Origin of the sequence: Mesorhizobium sp. 113-3-3 (genome assembly GCF_016756495.1) — a bacterium.
Classification (GTDB): domain Bacteria; phylum Pseudomonadota; class Alphaproteobacteria; order Rhizobiales; family Rhizobiaceae; genus Mesorhizobium.
In genome coordinates this window covers 1522926-1537748 of record NZ_AP023243.1, presented here as the reverse complement: position 1 = coordinate 1537748, position 14823 = coordinate 1522926, and the positions used below count along the sequence as shown (strand labels likewise).

The following is a 14823-nucleotide window of genomic DNA, read 5'->3' as shown; positions in this document are numbered from 1 at the left end:
GATCCTGGTCCTCGTATGCGTGCGATCAGCCGAAGCGGCCGGTGATGTAGTCTTGCGTGCGCTTCTCGCGAGGCGACGTGAAGATCTTCTCGGTTTTGTCGAATTCGACCAGTTCGCCCAGATACATGAAGGCCGTCTGCTTCGACACGCGCGCGGCCTGCTGCATGTTGTGGGTGACGATGACGATCGTGTAGTCGGCCTGCAGCTCGTCGATCAGTTCCTCGATCTTGGCGGTCGACAGCGGGTCGAGCGCCGAGGCCGGCTCGTCGAGCAGGATGACTTCCGGCTTCACCGCCACGGTGCGGGCGATGCACAGCCGCTGCTGCTGGCCGCCCGACAGGCTGAGGCCGCTGGCGTTGAGCTTGTCCTTGACCTCGGTCCACAGCGCCGCGCGCTTCAGCGCCTGCTCGACACGGCCGTCCATCTCGGCCTTGCTGATCTTCTCATAGAGCCTGACGCCGAAAGCGATGTTCTCGTAGATCGACATCGGGAACGGTGTCGGCTTCTGGAACACCATGCCGATCTTGGTGCGCAGCAGGTTGAGATCCTGCGAGCGGTCGAGAATGTTCTGGCCGTCGAGCAGCACCTGGCCCTCGGCGGTCTGCTTGGGATAGAGCTCGTAGATGCGGTTGAAGACGCGCAGCAGCGTCGACTTTCCGCAACCCGAAGGGCCGATGAAGGCGGTGACGCTGCGCTCGGGCAGCGACAGCGTGATGTCCTTCAGCGCCTTCGACTGGCCGTAGTAGAAGTTGAGGTTCTTGACCTCGATCTTGGCCTTGGTCACCGCCTCGGCGGCGATCGTCATGTCTGGAGACAACATCTGGCTCATTTGTCCTCTCTGCGTCCGGTCAGGCTGCGCGCAAAGATGCTGAGCGCGAGAACCGTCAATGTGATGATGAGTGCGCCGGTCCAGGCCAGCTGCTGCCATTCCTCATAGGGACTGAGAGCGAACTGGAAGATGGTGACAGGCAGGCTGGCCATCGGCGCGTTGAGATTGCTCGACCAGAACTGGTTGTTCAGCGCCGTGAAAAGAAGCGGTGCGGTCTCGCCGGAGATGCGCGCGATCGCCAGCAATATGCCGGTGACGATGCCCGAAAGCGCGGCGCGATAGGCAACCGAGCGGATGACCACCCAGCGCGGCGCGCCGATCGCGGTGCCCGCTTCGCGCAAGGCGTTCGGCACCAGGTTGAGCATGTCCTCGGTGGTGCGCACGACGACGGGGATGACCAGGATGGCAAGTGCCACGGCACCGGCGATCGCCGAGAAATGCCCCATCGGCCGCACCATCAGCTCATAGACGAACAGTCCGATGATGATCGACGGCGCCGACAGAAGAATGTCGTTGATGAAGCGCACCACCGTGGTGAGCTTCGAGAAGCGGCCGTATTCGGCCATGTAGGTGCCGGCCAGCACGCCGATCGGCGTGCCGACGATGATGCCGATGATGGTCATCACGATGCTGCCGTAGATCGCGTTGAGCAGGCCGCCGGCATCGCCGGGCGGCGGCGTCATTTCCGTGAAGACCGAGAGCGAGACGCCGGCCAGGCCCTTGTAGAGCAAGGCGCCAAGGATCAGCGCCAGCCAGGCAAGGCCGATGCCGGCCGCGACGACGCACAGCGTCATCATCACGCCATTCTTGCGCTTGCGGCTTTGGTGAAGCGATGCGGCTGTCGACATCGGTCAGGCTCCCGTGCGGGCATCGATGCGCATCAGCATGTAGCGTGCGATGGCAAGGATCAGGAAGGTGATAACGAACAGGATCAGGCCGAGCGCGACCAGCGAGGAGGTGTAGAGATCGCCGACGGCTTCGGTGAATTCGTTGGCGATCGTCGCCGAGATGGTCGTTGCCGGCGCGAACAGCGACGTCGAGATGCGGTGCGCGTTGCCGATGACGAAGGTCACCGCCATGGTTTCGCCGAGCGCGCGGCCCAGAGCCAGCATGACGCCGCCCATGATGCCGATGCGGGTATAGGGAATGACGACCCGGCGCGTGACCTCCCAGGTCGTGCAGCCGATGCCATAGGCCGATTCCTTCAGCACCGACGGCACCGTATCGAAGACGTCCTTGGTGATCGAGGTGATGAACGGCAGGATCATGATGGCCAGGATCATCGCCGAGGTCAGCAGGCCGATACCATAGGGGGGACCGGCGAACAGGCCGTTGAGGCCCGGAACGCCGTGGAACACGCTGATGATGAAGGGCTGCACCGTCGTCTGCAGGAACGGCGCCAGCACGAACAGGCCCCAGATGCCGTAGATGATCGACGGGATGCCGGCCAGCAATTCCACCGCCATGCCGATCGGGCGCCGCAGCGGGCGCGGGCAAAGCTCGGTGAGAAAGATGGCGATGCCGATGCCGAGCGGCACGGCGATCAGGATGGCGATGGCCGAGGTGATGATGGTGCCGTAGATCGGCGCCAGCGCACCGAACTTCTCCGTCACCGGGTTCCAGCTCTCGCTGGTCAGGAAGGAGAAGCCGAAGGTCGACAGGGCTTGCCAGGAACCGGCTACCAGCGAGATCGCTACGCCGCCGAGCAGGACCAGCACCAATATGGCAGCGGCGCGGGTCATTCCGTGGAAGATCGAATCGGTCAGCGCGAACCGTCGAACGGTGGCGTCGCGCGAACTTCTAACGGCTGGCAAGGCTTCCTGGACAGCGCTCATGTCAAGCTCGGCTCTTTCAGTTGAAGGAAAAGGAGCGCCGCGGGCGCGGCGCTCCTTTGGAGGATGTTACTCGCCGGCGTAGACGGGCTTGCCGCCGGCCTGGATGTCGGCCTTCCAAGAAGCCTTGATCAGGTCGACGACGCTGTCGGGGATCGAGACATAGTCGAGCGCCTTGGCGGTTTCCTTGCCGTCCTTGTAGGCCCAGGCAAAGAACTTCAGGGCTTCGCCGGTGGCAGCGGCATCATCCGGAGCTTTGTGGATCAAGACCCAGGTCGAGGCAGCGATCGGCCAGGTGGTGTCGCCGGGCTCGTTGGTGATGATGACGTTGAAGTTCTTGGCAGTCTTGAAGTCGGCATTCGAAGCGGCAGCGCCGAAGGACTCCAGCGACGGCTCGACGACCTTGCCGGCTGCATTCAGCATCTTGGAGTAGGACAGGTTGTTCTGCTTGGCATAGGCGTATTCGACGTAGCCGATGCCGCCATCCGTCTGCTTGACGGTGTTGGCAACGCCTTCGCTGCCCTTGGCGCCGACGCCCGTCGGCCATTCGACGGCGGTGTCCGAACCAACCTTGTCCTTCCAGTCGGGCGAGAGCTTCACCAGATAGTTGGTGAAGTTGAAGGTGGTGCCCGAGCCGTCCGAACGATGCACGACGGCGATCGCGGTCGACGGCAGGGTGAGGCTGGGGTTCAGCGCCTTGATAGCGGCATCGTCCCAGGTGGTGATGGCGCCGAGGTAGATCTGGGCGAGCGTCTTGCCGTCGAGGACCAGTTCGCCCGGCTTCACGCCCTGGAGGTTGACGATCGGCACGATGCCGCCCATCACCATCGGGAACTGCACGAGGCCGTTCTTTTCCAGATCGGCATCGGACATCGGCTTGTCGGTGGCGCCGAAGGTCACGGTCTTGGCGATGACCTGCTTGATGCCGCCGCCGGAGCCGATCGACTGGTAGTTGAGGCCGATGCCGGTGTCCTTCTTGTAGGTGTCGGCCCACTTGGCGAACACCGGATAGATGAAGGTCGAGCCCGCGCCGGAAAGGTCAGCTGCGATGGCTGCGGAAAGGGTGAAGGTAGACGCTGTAGCCATTGCGATCGCAACGGCCGCCGAGCGGATGAAATGTCTCATGTGGCCTGCTCCTGTTCGGAAGATGGTCTCTCGGCGCCATTCCTAAGCAGCGCCCGCTGAGGCCAATAGCGATGGATTATAACAGTCGCATGACAGTTTCGTGTCAGCCCGGTAACGCGTCGCCGGCACTGGAAAAGGTGGTGGCGTCGGATGGCCGTGACCTGATCCGAGTTTGCACCCGAAATCAGGGGCTTGAGCCATCCACCGGCCGGAGCCGCCGCCGGATTCGACGGGGCTTTCTCGGATGAAGAAAATCCGGGCGGGAGCGCGTTGCTCAAGGCCAGAGCGTGTCATGGCCGGGCCATCGCCAAAAACAGGTCCGTTGGGGTAGGTTGACGCTGTTTGTTGCCGGCGGTCGCTGCTCCCGCCCGTAACTGCAAGGGCGGAATTCGATTTGGCTATTGTCCCGGCTCGGCGCCGCCTTTGGTATGGTGCGATCGCACCATAGGCATTGCACGCAGGGGTAGCAGCATTATTCGCGATTGATTCTCCCGGTCTGGTTCCTTCGGGCCTTGGAGCCGGACGACGCCCTGCTATCCCGCGTTACGCTGGACCTGGCGGCCGGAGCCGATCCAGCGCTCGACCTTCTCCAGGAGGGCCCTGGGACTGATCGGCTTGGGCAGATAATCGTCCATGCCCGCCTCCAGGCAGCGTTCGCGATCGCCCTTGAGCGCATGCGCGGTCACGCCGACGATCGGCACATGCGTGCCGGTTTCCTGCTCCAGCTGGCGGATCGCGGCGGTCGCCTCGAGCCCGCTCATTTCCGGCATCGAGACATCCATGAGGATCATGCCCGGATTGAGCTTGCTGAAAGCCTCGAGCGCCTTGCGGCCATTGCCGACGATCTCGAAACCGTAGCCGGTCTCGCCAAGGATCTGGGTGAAGACCATCTGGTTCACCTCATTGTCCTCGGCCACCAGGATGTCCAGCTTGTGTCCGTCGCCGCCAGTGGCGGGCAACCTGGGCCGAATCGGCGGCGGCTGCAGTTGAGCGCGCTGTTCGGCCGGCGCCAGCGGCGGCTGGGGAGCATCGGGCCTTCCGGTTGCAAGCGGCTGCACGGCGTCGCTGTCCGTGGCGTGGCGATGGCGCTGGATGGTCGCCACCAGCGTCTCCAGGAGCACCGAGGAGCGCGCCGGCTTGATCAGCTGGGCGTCGATGCCGAGATCGCGGTAGCTGGTGTTGGCGAGCGACTGGTCGACCGAGGTCAGCATGATGATAGGCGTGTCGGCGAGGCCTTCGGTGGTGCGCACGATGCGCGCCATTTCGGCACCGCTCATCTCGGGCATCTGGTAGTCGAGCACGACGCAATCCACGGGCACGCCGTAGGCGGCGGCCGCGATCAGCACCTTGAGGCCCTCCGCGCCGCTTTCGGCCGCGCAGGAATCGAACGTCCACGAGGTCATCTGCTCGGTCAGGATGGCCCGGTTGACGGCATTGTCGTCGACGATCAGCACGCGCGCGCCCGTCACGTCCACCGGCATGATGCGCTGCCCGTTCTGCTGTCCGGCCCTGGGCAGCGTCACGGTGAACCAGAAGGTCGAGCCCTTGCCCTCGGCGCTCTCGACACCGATGGTGCCGCCCATCAGCTCCACCAGCCGTGAGGTGATGGCGAGGCCAAGCCCGGTGCCCTCGTGCCGCCGTGTCGAGGAGGTGTCGACCTGGCTGAACTTTTCGAACACCAGTTTCAGTTTTTCCTCGGGGATGCCGATCCCGGTGTCGGTGACCGAGATCGTCAGCCTGGTTCCGGTCGGCACCCTCTCGCCGGTCACGTCGACCAGCACATGGCCTTCGTCGGTGAACTTGACCGCATTGCCGACGAGGTTGGTGACGATCTGCCGGATGCGGCCGACATCGCCGATGAACAGGCTTTCGAGCCTCGGCTCGACGCGCACGATGAGCTCGAGGTCCTTTTCCTTGGCGCGGGTCGACACCAGCGTCGCCACGTCCTCGATCGCCTCGGCAAGGTTGAAGGGCGCCGGGTCGAGCACCATCTGGCCGGCATCGATCTTGGAGAAATCCAGGATGTCGTTGATGATGGTCAGCAGCGCATTGCCCGACTTGACGATGATGTCGGTGAACGTCTTCTGCTTGGGATCGAGATTGGATTTGGCCAGCAGTTCCGCCATGCCCAGCACACCGTTCATCGGCGTGCGGATCTCATGGCTCATATTGGCGAGGAATTCGGACTTGGCGCGGTCGGCGAGCACGGCGCGCTGGCGCGCCTCGCTGAGCTCCGCCTCGCGCAGCTTCAGCTCCGTTATGTCAGTGGTCGATCCGATCAGGTAGAGCGAACCGTCCGACGCGATCATCGCGCCCTTGCGCGCGAACTGATGCCTGACGCTGCCGTCGGCAAGCCGCACCGTCTCCTCGACCTCCTGGGTGTCGCCGGTGCGCAGCACGGCCAGATCGCCGGCCACGAACGCCTCGCCGTCCTCCCCGAAAATCTCTATGTCAGTCTTGCCGATCGCGTCTTCCCTGCTGAGGCCGGTCAGATCGCACCAGCCCTTGTTGACATAGAACTGCCTGAGATCGGAGCGCTTGGCATAGATCGACACCGGTACATTGTCGATCAGGCTGCGGAACACTTCGTTCTCGCGCATGCTCTCTTCCAGAGCCTTCTCGCGCGCCTTTACGTCGGTGATGTCGGTGCTGGAACCGACCAGATGCACCGAACCGTCTATCGCCACCAGCCGGCTCTTGCGCGTCATCAACTGCCGCACCGTGCCGTCGCGATGGGTGACGGGCTCCTCGACCTCGAGGCCCTTGCCGGTTACGACGACCTGGGTGTCGTCATTGCTGTAGCTTTCCGCGTCCTGCGTGCCAAACAGCTCACGGTCGGTCCGGCCGATGACGTCTTCCTTGGCGATGCCGGTCAGCGCGCACCAGGCCTTGTTGACGAATTCGATGCTGAGGTCCTGCGCCTTGATGAAGGCGGCTACCGGCAACTCGTCCATGACGTGACGGAAGAGATCGATCTGTCGCATCGAGTCGCGCAGCGCCGCCTCGCGGCTCTTGATGTCGGAGATGTCGACGCGCACACCGATGAACGTCCCGTCATCGGTGCGCATGTCGTAGACCTGGTACCAGCGTCCATCGGCATTGAGGCGCTCATAGGAGGAATTCGGCAAGCGATAACGCGCCAGCATGGAGTCGAGCCAGCGTTCGGGTTCGACCTCGTACAGCCTGTCGATCCCGGCATCGCCGCTCGAGCGGAAATAGCCGACCGACCGACCGAATTCCAACGCCTCGCGGAAGCTGCACCCGGGCTGCCAGAAGGGCTTCAGCGCCGGCAGCGTGTCCTGCAGCTTGCGGTTGGCGAAGACGAACTTGTCGTCGCGGTCGTAGATGATGACCCCGGCCGGCAGCGATTCCAGCACGCTGGCGAGATGCTTGCGCGCGTCCTGGGCCTCGGTCTCACGCCCCTTCATGTCGGTGACGTCGACATAGGAGATGAGCCGCTTGCCACCGGGCAGCGGCGCCAGCGATGCGACAAGCGTGCGCCCGTCATTGTGCGGCAATTGTCTGGAGCCGGCGACGCCCGCCCGGATTTCGGCTTCGCGCTCGGCGGTATGACGTTGCCAGGCGACGTCATCGGCGCCGTAAGGGTCAATGGCGCGGCTCGCTTCCATCAGCTCGCGAAAGGCCGAGCCGATCCCGGCGCGGCCTGGATCGATCCTCCAGAAATCATAGAAGGCGCGATTGATGACTTCGGCGCGCATATCGGCATCGAGGACGAGAACCCCGATCGGCATCTCGTCGACCATAGTGCGCAGATTGACGAAGGTCTCGGCGATCTTGGCGTTGGCGTTTTCGATCTCGGCATCACGATGCTTGAGTTCGGTGACCTCATAATAGGTCAAGAGCCGCTTGCCGCCGGACAGCGCCGTCACGGAGAACATCATCGTCCTGCCGCTGGCATGGACAAATTCGCGAGGCGCGACCGAGCCGGCGCGAATCTCATCGATACGGCTGGCGAGGTAGCGCTGCCACTGTTGTTCGTCGATGTCGCCATAGATGCCGTTGCGGCGGTTGAGTTCCATCAACCGGCTGAACGGGGCGCCGACGGTCACGGCCCCGTCTGGAATGCTGGACAGCTCGCGATAGGCCTTGTTGACGATCAGCGTGTCGAGCTTGGCATCGAGAAGCACGACGCCCATGTGCATGGCGTCCATCGTCCGTTCGAGATCGGCAAGATGCCGGTCGGGTTCGTTGACCGACAACGGGTTTTGCTCGATGGTTTCGAAGGCGCTGGCCATTGCGGTGACGTTGCGGCCTATGCCGCGGTAGCCGGCGAATTTTCCTTCATTGTCGAACCGTGGGAAGCCTGAGGTCAGCACCCAGCGGCAGTCGGGGCGGCCTCCCTTCAGTTCGTAGACGAAGTCGCGGAACGGCCGTCGCGCCTGCAAATCTTCAAGATGCGCCGCCGCGCTGTGATTGCCCTTCAAGACCTGGTTGAGGAAATCGAAGCGGAACCGGCCCAGCACATCGGCCGGATCGCTACCGGTGGCCGCCTGGTAGGAGGATGAAAGCCAGGAGAACCGCAGTTCGGCGTCGGTCTCCCAGACCCAGTCCGAGCCTGCCTCGAGCAGTTGGCGAAGCGCGTCGGGCGAGCCCATGTCCGCGCTTGGCGGCGCGGCGCCGCGATACACCGGCTCTCCGGGCCCGCGCTTGCCGCGCACGCCGATTGCTTCGTCCGCTTCCGCCATCCTGTCCCCACCCCGAAAATCAAGGCCGAACCCTCCCTCCGCGGTTCGTCGGCGGAATGTGCCCGAGAAGCATTAACGATCCGCTAACCTTAACGGCGCAACCAGCACGCTCCTCCTGCGTTATTCAGTCCGGTTGTCGGGCGGGCCAAGGCCGCGTTATAAGCCCGCGCAGGGGTGTTGCTAATGTATCGACGGATAGGGCCTTTCTTGCTGGGCGTGGCGCTGCTTATCGGCAGCGGCTGTTCGCGCAGCTATGACGGCACGGTGATCATCCCGCGGCCGCTCGACGCCAGGCGCTTCTGGGACCGGCCGCCACCCAATGTCGACTACGCACCGCAGGCCGATAATGGCGCCTTTCCGGTGTCGCCGCAGCCGCCTGCAAGATTTTCCGAAAGCAGGGTTTCGAAGCCTGCCGGGCACAGACGCCATCAGACTCGGTTTTCAGCGCCGCCTCCCTCGCCCTCGGAGCCGGAAAAGCAATTGGCATGCAAGAACGTGAGCGCGCCAGGCCAACGCGTTCGCATGGTTTGCGAATAGGCGCGATCCAGGGAAAGTCCCGCGATCGCCTTACAGCGATGCCGCGCCCTTCTTCGGTTCCTTCGCGCCGAGCTTGTCGAGCGCGAGGCGAACCTGGCGCAGATCGTCCTGCCAGCCGTCATCGTCGCCCATGGAACTCTCCGATGCGGCCCGCTGCAGGCCGCGCGCCTCGGATTCGATCTTGCGCAGTTCGGCAACCTTCTCGTCATTGGTCAGGGAGCCGTCTTCGACGATCTCCAGAACCCGCATTTCCCTGAACGTGGCCATGGCGTTTCTCCCGGCTGTGTCGGTCACAACGCCGTCAGCGCCCCTCCGTTCCAGACGGGTCCTATAGCCGGCCGCACCATGACGGCTCGCCGCAGCCTGTTATCCCGGGAATGCGCAAAAAGGAGAGGTCATTCCGCCGGGAAGAAGGCTGGGCCGACCACACGCACCGGCCGCGTACCGGCTTCGACCGACCGCAGCTGAGCGGCCCCCGCGGCCCCGGTGCCGGATTGCGGGATCGCCGCGACACTGCCGAAATCCGGCTTTGGCCGCGGCAGGGGAATGATGGCGTTGGTCATGTTCGTGGGCGTGACTGTCCTTGCCCTCAATTCGGTGACCCGCTGGTAGTAGCGCTTGACATCGCAGGCCTTGAAATTGGCATCGTCACGGTAGCGGAAAGCCGACGGCAGTTCGGTGTAGGGCTTGCGGGTATCGAGCGCGACCATCTTCTCGGTCTCCAGACTGGCGTCGCTCAGCGTGTAGAGATCGACGGCCGGATCATCGCAGATGTAACGGCACTGATCGGCCATATCCTTGACGTCGTCGCTGCCGGCGAATTGCGATTTTGGCGCGGGGAAGAAATAGCCGTCCGACAGGCGCACGCAGAACAGCATCGCATTGCCGGCATAAATTGTTCCGCTCTGGCTCTTCGGCGCCGGGCGCTGCTCGTTTGTCCCGGACGTGCAGCCGAGCGCCGCGAACCGTGCCTGCAAGCCTGAAATATCCCGACCGGAATTGGATGCAGCCGCCATCCGGCGCTGCACTTCCGTCCGGTTTCTGGCAAGATCGGCGCAAGCGTTGAAGAAGCCGCCCGCTGCACTTTGGGCCGTGCACCTGCGCTGCCTCTCCAGGCCCTGGATCGCCGCAAGCTGGCGGCGTAGCTGCGCCAGTTCGGGGCTCACGCCGCCGCTGCGGCCGCCAGAAAGCAACTGACTTCTGATCGCGCCGCAGCTATCCGCGTAGGAAGACGTCGTGCCGAGCGCAGAGGCGGCCACCGTCACCAGTGCGATGATCATGAGAAACCAGAAACGGATCATCATGACGACATGGTCCTTGTTGCTGATGGCCTGGAATCACATTCTTTCGGCCTGGATAATCTTCAACTAAATGAGCTATACCTAATAATTGAAGCTTTCCGAACCGAACAGACTTTCGTTTAGTGTAATAGAATGACCGCTGTAAATTCGATATTACATTTTTATTTCAAGATTGAGACGAACCGCAAAACAAAGTGACGAGGCAGCCGGCTATCGAAAGTGCCGGGCCGCGCTCCCAGGGGCGAACGATCAATCCGGCGTTACCGAAGCTTGACGCTGAAACCTTTGCCTGACTGCCGCGTTTAAGGCACAGGGAGAACGCAGATGTCGATCCACTTCACGGTATCGGAACTGACAAGGAATCTTTTTCATTCTCTCGGGCTGGATCACGAGCGCGCGCCACGACCGCTCAATCCCGAGGAAAACCTGTTGCTTGAGTGCTATCTGGCCGGACAGATCCCGGAATCGGCCTGGAGCGACTATGTTTTCGAGACACCGGACCTGGCACGGCATGCCGCGGTCCGGCGCCTGAGCCATTGAGCGATTGGGTCTGAGGCGCCGGCGGGGACAGCTATTGCTTCGGGGAAGCCAGTTGCAGCGTGAAAACGTTGCCGCCAATGCCTTGCGCCAAAGCCGGCGAGAAACTCAGAGGCGTGCAATTCTGGACGGCGGCGATGGCCGCGGCGATGAACGCCTTTCGCGCATTGTCATCGCCGGCCACGTTCGCGGCGGTCGGCCGTGGAGGACCGATCAGCGAGCCGTCGCGCTTGAGACTGAAACTCAGGGTTACGGTCGAATTCCCGGCGTCCGTCGGCGGCGTCCAGCAAACCTGGATCGCGTCCCCGACTTCGTCATTGTCTTGAGCACTGCCGCCTGTGACGGGACAAGCGTCCCGACGAGCATTCCACCGGCGATCATCAGCTTTGCCGCCATGCATTTCATCGCAAGCCCTCATCTCACTCCAGGCCGGCATTCCGTGCCGAACCCGCTCAACACGTTAGAGGCGACGTCCGTGATGACAATATCCGGACGCGAAAGGTTGATGCTCCGGCACTGCCTTGTCACCGTCGCGCGATGTCGCGGCGTGGGGTCTGAAAAGCAAAAAGGCCGGCACGGAGCCGACCTTTCCTTCCACCGATAGTGCGCCAGTACATCCGTGGTCGCGCGGTGAATTCCCGCAAGTAGACAGGGCTTTGGTTAACGAACCCTTAAGCTGGAGCCTTCGCCTGCGACCGCACATAGGCGATGTAGCCACGCACGTCGCCGGCCGGCTCGGCATAGGCCTTGCCGAGCTTCTTCTCGATCGCCGCCATGTACTCCTGCGCCCATTTGGGCAGCGTGTAGTCGACGACAGCCAGGAACTCGAGCGTCGCCGCCAGCCTTATGTCGGCGATCGACGGGTTCTTGCCGCCGATGAACGGCTTGCCGTCCCTGAAGAAACTGTGGAAGACCTCCAGCGGCTCGGCGATAGCCGCCATGGCGGCCTTCTGCGCCTCCGACTTCTTGTCGGGATGGGCATCGCTGTGCCCGACCTCGCCGGCATATTGCGGGAAGCCCAGCGCCGGATAGGTGGCGCGCGCCACATAGGGGTAGAGCGTACCGATCAGGTAGAACATCGCGCTGTCGATCATCGCCCGCTTGGCCGGCGCCTTGGGATAGAATTTCTCCAGCCCATGCTTGTTGGCGAGATACTGCATGATGGCGCAGCTTTCCCAAAGCACGCCCCTGGGAAGCCCCTTGTCCTCGATCATCGGTGTCAGATGCGCCGGATTGCGCGCCAGATATTCGGGCGAACGCGTGTGGCCCCAGGCGTCGGTCTCGGCGGCGTCGAACCCGGCCGCGCGGGCAAACACCCGCACAGTCATGTTGTTGACGCTCGGCTTCAGCATGCTGAGCTTCAACCCCGGCTTCTTCGCCTTGGCGGTCTTCGGCGGCGACTTCTTGTCCGCCGATTTTGCCGCGGCTTTCGCGGCTGCCTTGGGCGCAGCCTTCGCAGCTGCCTTTGCCGCCGGCTTGGCGGCCACCTTTGCCTTGGCAGCTGATTTCCCGGTGTTCTTGGTCACTGTCTTTGCCATTGTTGTCCTCCCTCTGTTTTGTTGGCCGTCAGTATGGGTTCTTCGGCGCCCGGTCGTCCGACAGGGTCGCACGGGAGCTCTCGACGAGCGCCTGGATCGCATCCGCAAGATGCACCTCGGCGATGTTGTAGTCGCCGCGCCCGACTCGCAGCTTGTGCGCCTGCATCAGCACGTCGGCATGAGTGAAGCCCGCCGGCGGCTCGAAACGGTACGAGGCGAGTTCGATCAGCAAGCCGAGCGGATCCTCGAAATAGATCGAATCCATGAAGCCGCGATCCTTGACGCCGCTGTGCTTGATGCCGCGCTCGTCGAGCCGGGCGACCGCCTGCAGGAAGGTGACACGCGACACCGCGAAGGCGATGTGGTGGACGCAGCCCGGATCGGTCGGCGTGCGGCGCTTCTGCGGCGTGCGGCTCTCATCGGTGAAGATGGTGATCAGCCGGCCGTCACCCGGATCGAAATAGAGATGGCTCTCGCTGGCCTTGTCGAGGTTGGGCTGCTCGAAGATGAAAGGCATGCCGAGCACGCCTTCCCAGAAATCGATCGAGGTCTGGCGGCCGGCGCCGACCAGCGTGATGTGGTGGACGCCTTGTGCTTGCAGCTTCTGCATTGGCCTTCTCCCCGCGGCATCGATTGCTCGTCAGGATCTGCCTGGCACCGCATCCTCTGTGCCGCCTGAGCCGTGCCTCGAAATCCATGAGGTGATGCTAAAGCAATCGGCCTCGCCGCGCCAGAAGCGGCAAGCCCCATCTTTGCGCGACGGTGAAACCGCTTCTGCCGCAAAGCTGCGGGATCTTTCAGGAAATGGCGGCACCAGCCAAAACCGCCCGCATCGCGCCCCGGTCGAAGCCGCGACTAAGCGACGGCCCTGAGTTCGGCTTCCGCAATCATCCCCGCACCGCCACATTCGGTGCAAATGAGGCTCTTCCCTGGGCAACTGATCTGATGCGTCCCTTGCGGGCAGCAATGCCCTTTCGACGCACTCCATCTCGAGCAGTCAAACACCTTGCCGCCGCCATGGCAGCGCGCGCAAATCTTTCCTGACGCCATTCCAACTCTACCCCACAACCGCGCTGCGGCGGATGCCAACCCAACACACCGCAAGTAACAGAGATCGTTACGCTTTCAAGCGTTGCGGCCTGACTTAAATTGGGGAGATCGGGCACGCGGGCCGCCGGGTTATCGCGGGCTTCGCCAACTCTCCCGGACAAGCGAGATGGCATTGAAAGGTGGATAAGGCCGTTTCCTTCATCCATTCGGCCGATGCGGCACCTCATCCCGAGGATGCACATTGAAGATGATCCTACGGATCAATGAGTAGTCCGAAGCCAGTCCCCTTTGCGGCTACTCCAACGGCCCCGCCTGACTCCCGGTCGGCGGGGCTTTCCGTGCGGCCCACAGGTCCGGCGTAGAGGCCGATGGTCGAGCGGCCCCGACTAAAGGTTGAAGACGTGCGAAGCGGTCAGTCCGGCCAGCAGCACCCCCGCAACCAAAGAGATGATCGAAGCGAGGAACCAGCGCAGCGTGACCTGATAGACCGGCTCGTCGTCGTCGCGCGGCAGCAGCGAACGCCACAGTGCGACGAGTTGGAGGACGATGGCCAGCGCGAGCAGGAGCGTCGCCAGGATCGAGGCGGCCGTCCATCCGCCATCAGCTTCGAAATTCCAATATCGCAGGAAAAGAAGCGAAAACCCCAGCAATACGGTGATCGCCGAGATCACACCCTGTCGGTAGCCGACGGGCAAGGGAACTCTGCGCGCCTCGATCGCCTGAAAAACCGGCTCGATGGCCTCATCGGGATCCTGACGCTTGGGGGAGTCGATCATGAAGGCAACATCTAGTTTGGGGGACGCTTGGAGGTCGACGCGGGGTCTTGTTCAATCGATACCATCGAGGAAGTCTTGTCGCGCCGTCATCATCATCCGTGAGCCTTCCCTGCGCAAGGTGAGCGACTTGATGCCATCGACAGCCAGGAATCCGACCAGCTGTTCAAACTGATTTTCTCGGGGATCGGGTTTTACAAGCCTGTCGCCGGCACCCAACTGTGCGCCGGGCCTCGGCACCAAGTCCTTGGGCTTCATCACAACGAAGGACGACATGCGTAGCTAGCCATGGAATCGATTCAGAGATATTCGTGGGGAATTTCTGAGATGGAAGCAGTAGGCCTTTACCGTTGCCCGGGAAATCCGCCCTTTGCCTGCATCCTGGAGAAGGCCAGGTGCAATTACATTGCCCAGGAAGCCTACCGCGCTGGCGGGTTCAAGCCGGACTTTGACGCATTGCCGTGGGAATCTGACTACCGGGCAGCAAAACAAAAGCCCTAGGAGCGAAGACCTGCTCTAGCGTGCTCATATCTCCCAGAAATCACACCGGCTCGCAAATCGCTATGCATTAGCATGCACTTAATTAGGTCCAGGG

Annotated in this window: 13 protein-coding genes; 1 reads left to right on the top strand and 12 read right to left on the bottom strand. The window is 62.8% G+C overall.

All coding sequences use genetic code 11. The features are described 5' to 3' along the window. Window positions 1–25: 25 nt before the first annotated feature. From pstB to JG746_RS07395, 7 genes are all read right to left on the bottom strand, one after another. The gene (gene pstB / locus JG746_RS07425; protein WP_202357559.1) at window positions 26–829 is read right to left on the bottom strand and encodes a phosphate ABC transporter ATP-binding protein PstB; all 804 of its coding nucleotides are present in this window, start codon (window positions 827–829) and stop codon (window positions 26–28) included. Continuing rightward, window positions 826–1677 carry a phosphate ABC transporter permease PstA gene (gene pstA / locus JG746_RS07420; protein WP_095201300.1) on the bottom strand — a complete coding sequence of 284 codons (852 nt, stop codon included), beginning with the start codon at window positions 1675–1677 and terminating at the stop codon, window positions 826–828. The genes pstB and pstA overlap by 4 nt, the downstream gene beginning before the upstream one ends. A gap of 3 nt (window positions 1678–1680) precedes the next feature. After that, window positions 1681–2664: a phosphate ABC transporter permease subunit PstC gene (gene pstC / locus JG746_RS07415; protein WP_202357558.1), complete on the bottom strand. Its 984-nt coding sequence runs from the start codon at window positions 2662–2664 to the stop codon at window positions 1681–1683. Between the two features lie 66 nt (window positions 2665–2730). Beyond that, window positions 2731–3786, bottom strand: coding sequence for a phosphate ABC transporter substrate-binding protein PstS (pstS, locus tag JG746_RS07410; protein WP_202357557.1), 1056 nt, complete (start codon window positions 3784–3786; stop codon window positions 2731–2733). 533 nt (window positions 3787–4319) lie between these two features. After that, window positions 4320–8492, bottom strand: a complete 4173-nt coding sequence (locus JG746_RS07405) for a response regulator (RefSeq protein ID WP_202357556.1) — start codon at window positions 8490–8492, stop codon at window positions 4320–4322. A 567-nt stretch (window positions 8493–9059) separates the two neighbouring features. Further along, window positions 9060–9296, bottom strand: coding sequence for a hypothetical protein (locus JG746_RS07400; protein WP_202357555.1), 237 nt, complete (start codon window positions 9294–9296; stop codon window positions 9060–9062). Window positions 9297–9424: 128 nt separating this feature from the next. Beyond that, complete coding sequence (locus JG746_RS07395) at window positions 9425–10333, bottom strand: DUF2865 domain-containing protein (protein ID WP_244730693.1); 909 nt, start codon at window positions 10331–10333, stop codon at window positions 9425–9427. A 321-nt stretch (window positions 10334–10654) separates the two neighbouring features. Here JG746_RS07395 and JG746_RS07390 point away from each other — a divergent pair, with 321 nt between their 5' ends. Beyond that, window positions 10655–10870, top strand: a complete 216-nt coding sequence (locus JG746_RS07390; RefSeq protein ID WP_202357554.1) for a hypothetical protein — start codon at window positions 10655–10657, stop codon at window positions 10868–10870. A 31-nt stretch (window positions 10871–10901) separates the two neighbouring features. On the opposite strand, the gene JG746_RS07385 is transcribed toward JG746_RS07390, so the two are convergent. The 5 genes from JG746_RS07385 to JG746_RS07365 all read right to left on the bottom strand — a co-directional run bounded on the left by JG746_RS07385 (window position 10902) and on the right by JG746_RS07365 (window position 14504). After that, a complete protein-coding gene (locus tag JG746_RS07385; protein WP_244730692.1) occupies window positions 10902–11267 on the bottom strand; it encodes a hypothetical protein in 366 nt (121 codons plus the stop codon). Between the two features lie 271 nt (window positions 11268–11538). Next, on the bottom strand, window positions 11539–12405 hold the full coding sequence (locus JG746_RS07380; protein ID WP_202357553.1) for a glutathione S-transferase family protein: 867 nt from the start codon (window positions 12403–12405) through the stop codon (window positions 11539–11541). A 28-nt stretch (window positions 12406–12433) separates the two neighbouring features. Then, window positions 12434–13015 (bottom strand): VOC family protein, encoded by a 582-nt coding sequence (locus JG746_RS07375; protein WP_202357552.1) that lies wholly within the window; start codon window positions 13013–13015, stop codon window positions 12434–12436. A gap of 826 nt (window positions 13016–13841) precedes the next feature. After that, window positions 13842–14231 (bottom strand): hypothetical protein, encoded by a 390-nt coding sequence (locus tag JG746_RS07370; protein WP_202357551.1) that lies wholly within the window; start codon window positions 14229–14231, stop codon window positions 13842–13844. A 51-nt stretch (window positions 14232–14282) separates the two neighbouring features. Beyond that, on the bottom strand, window positions 14283–14504 hold the full coding sequence (locus JG746_RS07365; protein ID WP_202357550.1) for a hypothetical protein: 222 nt from the start codon (window positions 14502–14504) through the stop codon (window positions 14283–14285). Window positions 14505–14823 lie beyond the last annotated feature (319 nt).